The sequence below is a fragment of the Bradyrhizobium sp. genome (assembly GCF_017881085.1).
GTDB lineage: Bacteria > Pseudomonadota > Alphaproteobacteria > Rhizobiales > Xanthobacteraceae > Bradyrhizobium.
Genome location: NZ_JADGRI010000221.1, coordinates 1 through 9,217, shown reverse-complemented (window position 1 = coordinate 9,217; position 9,217 = coordinate 1). Strand labels below are relative to the sequence as shown.

Sequence of the window (9,217 nt, the reverse complement as noted above, 5' to 3'; positions counted from 1 at the left end):
CATTTCCTTGCCGACCGCATCGGGGCAACCTTCCAGGGCCGTATCTCCGGCGTCACCCGCGCCGGCCTGTTCGTCAAACTCTCCGATACCGGCGCCGACGGCCTGATCCCGATCCGCACGCTGGGGACCGAATATTTCAACTACGACGAGACCCGCCACGCACTGGTCGGCTCGCGCAGCGGTGCCATGCACCGGCTGGGTGACGTGGTCGACGTCCGTCTGGTAGAAGCTGCGCCGGTCGCCGGCGCGCTGCGGTTCGAGCTATTGTCGGAAGGCAATCTCGCCCCGCGCGGCCGCAAGCGCCAGGATATTTCCAGGCCGCCGACGAAAGCGCATCCGGGCCGAAGCCCGCACAAGATGGATCACAAGCCAGGCAAAGCCAAGTCTGGGAAATCGGCGTCTGGGAAATCGGCGTCTGGAAAATCGACGTCCGGAAAACCGAAGTCGGGCAAGTCCAAGAAAGGCAAGTCATGGAAAACGTGAACGCCCATCCCATCGTCTGGAGCCGGGAAACCGGAGCGGCCGAAAAGCGCGATGTCTGGACTGCCTTGAAGCGCGGCTTTCGCGGCCGCTGCCCGCGCTGCGGCCAGGGCAAGCTGTTTCGCGCCTTCCTGAAGGTCGACGATCATTGCTCGGTTTGCCAACTGGATTTCACACCCCATCGCGCCGACGACCTGCCGGCCTATCTCGTGATCGTCATCGTCGGCCACATCGTGGTGCCAACGATCCTGTGGATCGAAACCGACTATTCGCCGTCGGTACCGCTGCAGCTCTCGATCTATCTGCCGCTCACCCTGATTTTGTCACTGGTCTTGCTGCAACCGGTGAAAGGCGCAGTGGTCGCGATCCAATGGGCGTTACGCATGCATGGATTTGACGAACAAAATCCGACAGAATAGTCGGACGGTTTCGCGAACAAGAAACGCGGCGGGAGCGAAATGAACGAGACGGCAAAAAGCGAGACGGTCAAGGAAGAGAAAGAAGCCGATCATCACCCCTATCGCCGCCCGGTCGACGCCGCCACGCTGATCCTGGTCGACCGCACCGTCTCGACGCCGAAAGTTCTGGTCGGCAAACGCCACGACAAGGTGGTGTTCATGCCCGGCAAGTTCGTCTTTCCCGGCGGCCGCGTCGACAAGACCGACAACCGCGTTCCCGTGGCTGCCCCCATCCCGAAGGCGCTGGAGGAAAACCTCCTGAAGGGCAGCCCGAAAATTACCGCATCCCGCGCGCGCTCGCTGACGATTGCCGCCATCCGCGAGGCCTGCGAGGAAACCGGCCTTTGTCTGGGACGCAAGGGCAATGGTGCTGTGCCTGATCTGGAAGGCCCATGGAAGTCGTTTACCGAGGCAGGCCTGCTGCCCGACCCATCCGGCCTGTTTATGATCGCGCGCGCGATCACGCCTCCTGGACGTGTTCGGCGCTTCGATACCCGCTTCTTCACCGCGGACGCCTCCGCCATCGCCCATCGCGTCGAGGGCGTGATCCATGCCGATGCCGAACTGGTCGAACTGGTCTGGGTCGAGCTCGGTTCGAAACCCTTGGCCGACCTGCATCCCATGACAAGGAATGTTTTGAACGAACTCGAAAAGCGTCTCGCCACGGGGCCGCTGGGCCACGACGCGCCGGTACCGTTCTTCCATTTTTACGGCGGCAAGATGCAGAAGGACGTGTTGGGGGGGTAACGCTCCCTCCCGTTATTCCGGGGCGCGCGAAGCGCGAACTACGATGTGCAATTGCACATCGGGGAATCTCACGCCAACAACATCGAGATTCCGGGTCTGCGCCTGACGGCGCATCCCGGAATGACGATTGTGTCGGTCAACCCGCAAAAAACAAAATAATCTTCTGCGCGTCTCCGATGGCATCGGCTTACGTCACGCCTATGTGTTTCCGTAACAACAACCACGACGGTACGGGGCAATGGCATTACGTCAACTCAAGCTCGGCGCGTTCATGCGGCCGGTCAGCATTCATACCGGCGCGTGGCGCTATCCCGGCGCCTGGCCGGACGCCAATTTCAATTTTGGCCATATCAAACAGCTGATCCAGAAACTGGAGGCCGGGAAATTCGACGCCTTCTTCATGGCCGACCATCTGGCCGTGCTGAATATGCCGATCTCTGCGCTCAAGCGCAGCCACACCGTGACCTCGTTCGAGCCGTTCACGCTGCTGTCGGCGCTGGCGGGCGCCACCGAACGAATCGGGCTGATCGCAACAGGCTCGACCACGTTTGACGAGCCCTACCATGTCGCCCGCCGTTTTGCCTCGCTCGATCACATCTCAGGCGGTCGGGCGGGCTGGAATATCGTCACCACATCCAATCCGGACGCGGCGCTGAATTTCGGGCTCGACGATCACATGGAGCACGCCGAACGCTACAAGCGCGCGCGGGAATTCTACGACGTCGTGACGGGCTTGTGGGATTCCTTCGCCGACGACGCGTTTGTCAGGGACGTCGAAACAGGACTCTACTTCGATCCAGCCAAAATGCATGTGCTCAACCACAAGGGAAAATATCTCAGGGTGCGCGGCCCGCTCAACATCGCCCGGCCGGTGCAGGGTTGGCCGGTGATCGTCCAGGCCGGCGCATCGGAAGACGGCAAGCAGCTCGCGGCGGAGACGGCGGAAGCGGTGTTCACCGGCGGCGGCAGCCTCACCGACGGGCAGAAGCTCTATGCCGACATCAAGGGCCGCATGGAAAAGGTAGGCCGCGACCCCGAGCATTTGAAGATTCTGCCCGGCGCGTTCGTGGTCGTGGGCGACAGCGTCGAGGAAGCCAGGGAGAAGCGGGCAAAGCTCGACAGCATGGTGCATTACGACAGCGCCATCGCCTCGCTGTCGGTTCAGCTGGGCACCGACGCTTCAGGCTTCGATCCCGAAGGCCAGTTGCCACCGATCCCGGAAACAAATGCGAGCAAGAGCGGCCGGCAACGGCTGGTCGATGTCGCCGCCCGCGACAAGCTGACCGTGCGCCAGCTCGCTCAGCGCGCCGGCGGCTATGGCGGCCTCGCCTTCGTCGGCACGCCGGTGACCATCGCCGATCAGATGGAAGAATGGCTGACCGGTCACGGCTGCGACGGCTTCAACATCATGTTCCCGTTCCTGCCCGCAGGCCTCGAGGATTTCGTCGACAAGGTGGTGCCGGAACTGCAGAAGCGCGGGATATTCCGGAAGGAGTATGAAGGCCGGACCCTGCGGGAGAATCTGGGGCTGCCGAGGCCGAAAAATCGGTTCTTCGAGGCCTAATCGCCCGGATTCTCGCCAGTTCTTGCCGGCAAAACCTTGACTTTGGGCTGTTTGAAGCTAGGTTGCCCGGCAAATGCGGGTCGATTGGCCGGCTCCAGATTCCCCTGATATTTGAGGTCCTGAACATGGCCAAAGCGGTCACCATCAAGGTTAAGCTCGTTTCCTCGGCAGACACCGGCTTCTATTACGTCGCCAAGAAGAATTCTCGCACCATGACCGACAAGCTGGTCAAGAAGAAGTACGACCCGGTCGCGCGCAAGCACGTCGAATTCCGCGAGTCCAAGATCAAGTAAAATCGCGGGACATGCAGACTTGAGCGGGGCCTTCATGGCCCCGTTTTTATTTTGGCAGCGCGGCCCTTCGTTTGACGCGTTCTCTTCACGCGAACCGGCCTCCACTTCGCTCGAAAACGCGCTACGCCGTGGCAGCCAGAGGCGGCCGCGTCGGCCGGATCAGCGCGAACGCCACCTGCACGATGCCGGCCGCCAGCCCCACCGCAACGCCGATCCGCCAGGCAAGGTTGTAGGAGCCGAGCTGGTCGTAGATCAGCCCTCCCCCGTAAGCGCCGAGGAAACTGCCGAGCTGGTGGCTCATGAAGGCGAGCCCCTGGATCATCGCCTGCCATTGCAGGCCGAACAGTTCGGCGACCGCGCCCGCCACCAGCGGCCCGACGCCGAGCCACAAGAATCCCATCATCGCGCCGAACACCAGCGTCGTGGCCTCCGACGGCGGCAGTATGAAATACCAGGCCAGCACCAGCGATCTCGCAATGTAGATGCCGCCCAATAGCGCCAGCTTGTTCCAGCGCTCGCCGGCCCAGCCGAAGAACAGGCTGCCCAGCACATTGAAGCCGCCGATGACGCCGAGCGTCTCCGCGCTCAGCATCGGGTCCATGCCGCAGATCGCGAGGTAAGACGGCAAATGCGTGGTGATAAAGACGAGCTGCATGCCGCAGACGAAATAGGCTGACGTCATCACCACGAAGGACGCATTGCCGAATGCGACTTGCACCGCCACCGCGGCCGTGGTGTCGGCGATGTCGTCATGCGACCGTGGCGGCAGCGGAATCTTGTCGACTCGGCCTGCGAACCACGCCGCCGGCAGCAGCGCCAGCGACAGGATCACGAAGCCGATCAAACCGATGCGCCAGCCGTAGCCCTCATTCAGGATCTGCCCGAGCGGCGCCGACAGCAGCGCCCCCAGCGATCCCGCCGCCGAAACCATGCCGAGCACCGTGCTGCGCACGGTCGCGGGCACCGCACGCGCCGCCACCGACATCGCAATCGCCGCGGCAGTACACGCCAGCGACATCCCGATCAGCACGCCCGCGCCGAGCATGACACTGATGAAGCCCTGCGCGCCCGCCATCAGCGCGAGGCCTGCGATATAGAACAGCGCGCCCGCCATCATGATGGCGCGAAAACCGTAGCGCACCGTGAACGCGCCGGCCAGCGGCTGCAGGAACCCCCAGGCGAGGTTCTGCACCGCAATCGCCAGGGTAAAATCCGATACCGAAATCGCGACGTCATGGGTCAGCGGCTGCAGGAAGATGCCGAGACTCTGGCGCAGGCCCATGCTCAGGGAGAGCATCACCGAGGCGCCGATCAGGATCGGAAGCGTGGGACGGAGCAGTTGCAGCAGGGGCATTTTTCTTGTTCTCCCTTGTGGCCGCCGGTTCGAAAACCGCGTCTCTTGTCGCGCCGGGCTTGATTACACCGATCTGTGTAATTAACATGCAGACGGCCGCCGCTGTCAAGCGGCCCTACAACACAGGTCTGTGTACAGATGTCCCGGTCCGAAAAACCCGACATGAAAGAGCGGATTCTCGAAACCGCCGATCGGCTGTTCTATCTGCGCGGCATCCGCGCGGTCGGCGTCGATACCGTCGCCGCCGAGATCGGCATCTCCAAGCGCACGCTGTATAACCATTTCCCCTCGAAGGACGCGCTGATCAGGGCCTATCTGGAGCGGCGCTTCACGCGAGTTCCCGCGTCCGACAAGCCGCCCGTCGAACAAATCCTCGGAACGTTCGACCGGCTGGAGCGGGGTTTCGCCAGCAAGGGCTTTCGCGGCTGCCCGTTTGTCAACGCGGTCGCCGAACTCGGCACAGAAGACCGTGCGGTCAGGAAGATCGCGATCGCCTTCAAGGAAAGCCGCCGCGTCTGGTTTCGCGACCTGTTGCTGCAGCTCGATGTCCCCGATCCGGAAGGCCTTGCGACGCAGCTCACGCTGCTGGTCGACGGCTCCATCGCGCAGGACCTGGTGCGCGACGATCCGTCGATGGCGCGGGCGGCGAAGCAAGCGGCAGCGGTGCTGCTGGCAAATGCCGGCGTTGAGGTTGGCGGAGATGCCGCGGAGAAGCCGCAACCCGCCACGGACAGGCGCCGTCCCGCTTCTTCCTGAAGCACCGTTTAGCTGCTAGCGTCGCCCGTCCGAATGCAATCCAACAAATTATGGACGACATGAAAGTGACCGCCGGCGGCTACGATTTCGGGCAGGCCCATGCCGCCATGCAGCGCTTCGTTGACGGCAACATCCTGTCCGGCGTTTCGTCCGCAGTGCTGGTCGGCCGGGACCTGGTGGATGTCAATTGCGCCGGATGGGCCGACAAGGAAGCACAAACGCCATTGCGCGTCGATCACATCTTCCGCGTCTATTCCAACACCAAGCTGGTCACCTCCTGCGCCGCGCTGCTGCTGTTTGAGGAAGGCCTGCTCGGGCTGGACGATCCGATCGAGAAGTTCATCCCACAGCTTGCCGACCGCAAAGTCCTGCGCCCTGGCGCGGTTTCATTGCACGAGACGGAACCGGCCAGGGGGTCGATCACCATTCGTCATTTGTTGAGCCACAGCTCGGGGTTGAGCTATGGCGTTTTCGATCCCGGCACGGCCATCTTCAAGGCCTACAATGAGCGCAGGATACTCAACCCCGCGACCCCGCTGGCGGACATGATCGACCAGCTGGCGGACCTGCCGCTGCTCTATCATCCGGGAACGTCATGGGAATACTCGGTCGCGACAGACGTAATCGCCCGGCTGGTCGAAATCATCAGCGCTCAGCCCTTCGATCACTTCATTCAGGCGCGAATTCTCGGTCCGCTCGGCATGGTGGATACCGGCTTTGTGGTCCCGGAGAAGGATCGCGGCAGGTTCGCCTCGTATTACAACGGCGCAGACCTGATGGATCCCTTGAAGCCCGGGCTGACGCGAAACGACAACGCGCCCTATCCGGGGGCCTATTTGCGCCCGGTCCCGAGGTTCAACGGCGGCGGCGGCCTGGTTTCAACCTTGCCGGATATGGTGGCGCTGATCCGAAGCCTGCTGCCCGGGGGCCCAACCCTGCTCAAGCCCAAGACGATTGCGTTGATGATGACTAACCAGCTGGCCGACGGCGTCTGGATGCGCTTTCCCATGACAGGCGAGCTTCCCGGCAGGGGATACGGGCTGGCCGGCGGGCTGATCCTCAAGCCCTCGCCGTTCGACCATCCGGACTCGGCCGGCGAGCTCTATTGGGGCGGCGTGGCGGGCACGCAATGGTGGATTTCACCACAAAGGAATGTTGCGGGCTTGATGATGACGCAACGACACATGTCGTTCATGCATCCCTTTGCCTTCGAGTTCAAAAGGCTGGCGTACGAAGCGGTAAGGCGCGCGCGCTGAGGAAACGCGCTTAGGCCGCCTGCGCCACCACCCGGTTGCGGCCGTCATGCTTGGCGCGGTAGAGCGCGGTGTCGGCGCGCTTGAGCACGTCGGCGACGGCTTCGCCCTTCACCTCCAACGTCGACAGGCCGATCGAGATCGTAACCTCGATGCGCTTTGTTCCCTTGTTGACCGCGAACAGATCGCCCGCGATCGAACGGCGCAGCCGCTCCGCCACCATGCCGGCGACATGCAGGTCGGTTTCCGGCATCACGATGACGAATTCCTCGCCGCCATAGCGGCAAGCGAGATCGATGCCGCGGATCGATTTGCGGATCCTGACAGCGAATTCGCGCAGCACGTCGTCGCCGGCGTCGTGGCCGTAAGTGTCGTTGATCGCCTTGAAGAAATCGATGTCGAGCATCATCAGCGCCAGCGGCTTGCCGCGGCTCGAGGCCTGTTCGGCGAGCGTACTGAGATGGCTTTCCATGTAGCGGCGGTTGTGCAGGCCGGTCAGCGCGTCGGTGATCGCCATCTCGATCGAGTTCTGCACATTGTCGCGCAGGTCGTCGGTGTAGCGGCGTTTGCGGATCTGGGTGCGAGCCCGCGCCAGCAATTCGTTCTTGTCGACCGGGCGCAGCAGGTAGTCGTTGACGCCGATCTCGAGCCCGCGCAGGAGACGCGTATTGTTGTCGGCGTCCGCGATGGCGAGAATCGGTACATGCCGGGTCCGCTCCAGCGAGCGCGCCTGGCTGCACAGCCGCAAGCCGTCGAAATTGTCCAGGCCAAGAGAGACGATCAGGAGATCGTAATTGCCTTCGGCGGCGTGAAACAGCGCCTCCGCCGGGTTGATCTCGACGTCGACACTGTGCTCGGTGGAGAGCACCGGCGCCAGCCGCTCATAGGACGACGGCCGGTCGTCGACCAGGAGGATGCGGCCGCCCTTCCCGGTGTCGGCCACCGCGCTTCGCTCCGGCGCCTGCACGCCGATCTCGAGCGAGGTGATGGCGCGCATGCGCAGTTCGTCGGTCATCATCTTCAGCCGGGTAAGCGAACGCACCCGCGCGATCAGCACGATGTCGGAGACAGGCTTGGTGAGAAAATCGTCGGCGCCGGCCTCCAGCCCGCGCACGCGATCGGCCGGGCTATCCAGCGCCGTGACCATGACAACCGGAATGTAGTGCGTGGCCGGGTTGGATTTCAGCCGGCGGCAGACTTCAAAGCCGTCCATGTCGGGCATCATAACGTCGAGCAGGATGATGTCGCATTCGGCGCGCGCGCAGACCGCCAGCGCCTCGGCGCCGCTGGACGCGGTCAGCACATCGAAATATTCGGCCGAAAGCCGCGCTTCCAAAAGCTTGACGTTGGCGGGGACGTCATCGACGACCAGAATGCGCGCGGACATCGAAAATTCTCCCCTACCCGATAAATCGTCGAACAGTTTCAATAAATTTGCCGACCGAGATCGGCTTGGACAAATATGCTTCGCAGCCACCCTCGCGGATGCGTTCCTCGTCACCCTTCATGGCAAAGGCGGTGACCGCGACTACCGGAATGGCCCGCAACTCCGGATCGTCCTTGATCCACCGCGTCACCTCGAGGCCGGATACCTGGGGGAGCTGAATATCCATCAGGATGAGGTCGGGACGAAGTTTGCGGACGAGATCAAGCGCCTCGAAACCGTTGCTGGTACCGGAGGTCTGATAGCCGTGCGCCTCCAGCAGATCGCGAAAGAGCTTCATATTGAGCTCGTTGTCCTCCACGATCAGGACGGTTTTTGCCATCCCGCCCCTCCAATCCGAAATCAAGAAACCCACCTGCAAGATGAGCAGGACACACCACAACACCCCGAAAATGCGTTTAACAGCGAGCCGCAGTTTGCCCGGAAATTCGCTCTATCCCGTTAAGACGGAGCCTCATCTACACGGCTACCGGTTTCCACTTGCTTGAACACGTTCGAGAGACTCGGGCATGATGGTTCCAAAATAGAGACCATAAGTTACGGAAAGGCAAATATCAGTGATGACAAAGCGCACTCACAACCCCCGCGAAGTATCTGAAATCGTGGCGGTTCAGGCGCTTTCCTTCATCGCGGGCGACGCCGAGCGTCTCGGCCTGTTTCTGGCCGAAACCGGGATCGGCCCCGAGACGTTGCGCTCGGCCGCCGCCGATCCGCATTTTCTTGCCAGCGTGCTCGATTTCATCCTGCGCGATGACGGAACCGTGAGGGCGTTCGCGGCCACTTCGAAGCTCGACCCGACCACGATCGCGGCCGCGCGCGACGCGCTGGATGAGGGCCGCTCGGAGCGCGATCCGCCGTGAGCGCCACC

11 protein-coding genes are annotated in these 9,217 nt (G+C 62.6%); 8 read left to right on the top strand and 3 right to left on the bottom strand.

The genetic code is table 11. The features are described from left to right. From QZ213_RS19375 to rpmG, 5 genes are all read left to right on the top strand, one after another. Positions 1–483: S1 RNA-binding domain-containing protein (locus tag QZ213_RS19375; protein WP_291687707.1), on the top strand; the 483-nt coding region annotated here is incomplete at its 5' end. Next, the gene (locus tag QZ213_RS19370) at positions 471–899 is read left to right on the top strand and encodes a DUF983 domain-containing protein (protein ID WP_291687706.1); all 429 of its coding nucleotides are present in this window, start codon (positions 471–473) and stop codon (positions 897–899) included. The genes QZ213_RS19375 and QZ213_RS19370, both read left to right, overlap by 13 nt. A gap of 39 nt (positions 900–938) precedes the next feature. Beyond that, the gene (locus tag QZ213_RS19365; protein WP_291687705.1) at positions 939–1,685 is read left to right on the top strand and encodes an NUDIX hydrolase; all 747 of its coding nucleotides are present in this window, start codon (positions 939–941) and stop codon (positions 1,683–1,685) included. A 238-nt stretch (positions 1,686–1,923) separates the two neighbouring features. After that, a complete protein-coding gene (locus tag QZ213_RS19360) occupies positions 1,924–3,249 on the top strand; it encodes an LLM class flavin-dependent oxidoreductase (RefSeq protein ID WP_291687704.1) in 1,326 nt (441 codons plus the stop codon). A 125-nt stretch (positions 3,250–3,374) separates the two neighbouring features. Continuing rightward, positions 3,375–3,542 carry a 50S ribosomal protein L33 gene (gene rpmG / locus QZ213_RS19355; RefSeq protein WP_045008041.1) on the top strand — a complete coding sequence of 56 codons (168 nt, stop codon included), beginning with the start codon at positions 3,375–3,377 and terminating at the stop codon, positions 3,540–3,542. A gap of 121 nt (positions 3,543–3,663) precedes the next feature. Here rpmG and QZ213_RS19350 read toward each other — a convergent pair whose 3' ends face one another. Then, the gene (locus QZ213_RS19350) at positions 3,664–4,896 is read right to left on the bottom strand and encodes an MFS transporter (protein ID WP_291687703.1); all 1,233 of its coding nucleotides are present in this window, start codon (positions 4,894–4,896) and stop codon (positions 3,664–3,666) included. Positions 4,897–5,058: 162 nt separating this feature from the next. Here QZ213_RS19350 and QZ213_RS19345 point away from each other — a divergent pair, with 162 nt between their 5' ends. Together QZ213_RS19345 and QZ213_RS19340 are read left to right on the top strand one after the other, a co-directional pair. Continuing rightward, positions 5,059–5,652 (top strand): TetR/AcrR family transcriptional regulator, encoded by a 594-nt coding sequence (locus QZ213_RS19345; RefSeq protein ID WP_291687708.1) that lies wholly within the window; start codon positions 5,059–5,061, stop codon positions 5,650–5,652. 59 nt (positions 5,653–5,711) lie between these two features. Further along, on the top strand, positions 5,712–6,908 hold the full coding sequence (locus QZ213_RS19340) for a serine hydrolase domain-containing protein (RefSeq protein WP_291687702.1): 1,197 nt from the start codon (positions 5,712–5,714) through the stop codon (positions 6,906–6,908). A 10-nt stretch (positions 6,909–6,918) separates the two neighbouring features. Here QZ213_RS19340 and QZ213_RS19335 read toward each other — a convergent pair whose 3' ends face one another. Both QZ213_RS19335 and QZ213_RS19330 read right to left on the bottom strand, forming a co-directional pair. Then, complete coding sequence (locus QZ213_RS19335) at positions 6,919–8,292, bottom strand: PleD family two-component system response regulator (RefSeq protein ID WP_291687701.1); 1,374 nt, start codon at positions 8,290–8,292, stop codon at positions 6,919–6,921. Positions 8,293–8,305: 13 nt separating this feature from the next. After that, positions 8,306–8,671: a response regulator gene (locus tag QZ213_RS19330; protein WP_027538546.1), complete on the bottom strand. Its 366-nt coding sequence runs from the start codon at positions 8,669–8,671 to the stop codon at positions 8,306–8,308. Between the two features lie 238 nt (positions 8,672–8,909). On the opposite strand from QZ213_RS19330, the gene QZ213_RS19325 reads away from it, so the two are divergent. Further along, positions 8,910–9,209 carry a DUF3572 domain-containing protein gene (locus QZ213_RS19325; RefSeq protein WP_291687700.1) on the top strand — a complete coding sequence of 100 codons (300 nt, stop codon included), beginning with the start codon at positions 8,910–8,912 and terminating at the stop codon, positions 9,207–9,209. The last annotated feature ends 8 nt before the right edge of the window (positions 9,210–9,217 follow it).

What these genes read in the sequence shown, in the direction of transcription:
- QZ213_RS19370 (WP_291687706.1), top strand. Translation starts at nt 471, where the DNA reads ATGGAAAACGTGAACGCCCATCCCATCGTCTGGAGCCGGGAAACCGGA.
- QZ213_RS19365 (WP_291687705.1), top strand. Translation starts at nt 939, where the DNA reads ATGAACGAGACGGCAAAAAGCGAGACGGTCAAGGAAGAGAAAGAAGCC.
- QZ213_RS19360 (WP_291687704.1), top strand. Translation starts at nt 1,924, where the DNA reads ATGGCATTACGTCAACTCAAGCTCGGCGCGTTCATGCGGCCGGTCAGC.
- rpmG (WP_045008041.1), top strand. Translation starts at nt 3,375, where the DNA reads ATGGCCAAAGCGGTCACCATCAAGGTTAAGCTCGTTTCCTCGGCAGAC.
- QZ213_RS19350 (WP_291687703.1), bottom strand. Translation starts at nt 4,896, where the DNA reads ATGCCCCTGCTGCAACTGCTCCGTCCCACGCTTCCGATCCTGATCGGC.
- QZ213_RS19345 (WP_291687708.1), top strand. Translation starts at nt 5,059, where the DNA reads ATGAAAGAGCGGATTCTCGAAACCGCCGATCGGCTGTTCTATCTGCGC.
- QZ213_RS19340 (WP_291687702.1), top strand. Translation starts at nt 5,712, where the DNA reads ATGAAAGTGACCGCCGGCGGCTACGATTTCGGGCAGGCCCATGCCGCC.
- QZ213_RS19335 (WP_291687701.1), bottom strand. Translation starts at nt 8,292, where the DNA reads ATGTCCGCGCGCATTCTGGTCGTCGATGACGTCCCCGCCAACGTCAAG.
- QZ213_RS19330 (WP_027538546.1), bottom strand. Translation starts at nt 8,671, where the DNA reads ATGGCAAAAACCGTCCTGATCGTGGAGGACAACGAGCTCAATATGAAG.
- QZ213_RS19325 (WP_291687700.1), top strand. Translation starts at nt 8,910, where the DNA reads ATGACAAAGCGCACTCACAACCCCCGCGAAGTATCTGAAATCGTGGCG.